This is a genomic window from Pseudomonas sp. 2995-3 (assembly GCF_002742565.1).
Lineage (GTDB): Bacteria > Pseudomonadota > Gammaproteobacteria > Pseudomonadales > Pseudomonadaceae > Aquipseudomonas > Aquipseudomonas edaphica.
Genome location: NZ_LJSB01000409.1, coordinates 1 through 249 on the forward strand (window position 1 = coordinate 1; position 249 = coordinate 249).

Here is a 249-nt window from a genome sequence, read left to right on the forward strand (position 1 = left end):
ACATTTTTGTAATACATTAAGAATGCAAGACCGATACCCGCTACAGCAACACCGATGGATAGTCCAACTAACCACATTTCACCGTGCGCTTGATAACCTACTGCAACATCTTGAACTAGGAAATCTTCTAACCAGAATCCTAGAGGTGTGTTGACGAAGCCTGAAAAAATCGCTAACACCGCTAAAACAATTAATGGTACAGTCATGGGCTTTGAGTTTTCACCATGTGGCTCATGATCCCCTCTGAAT

General features: G+C 42.2%; 1 protein-coding gene. It reads right to left on the bottom strand.

The window, feature by feature from the left end; translation table 11 throughout:
- The coding region (locus AOA62_RS31640) for a hypothetical protein (RefSeq protein ID WP_218244242.1) at nucleotides 1–206 on the bottom strand (206 nt) is incomplete at its 3' end.
- Nucleotides 207–249: the final 43 nt, after the last annotated feature.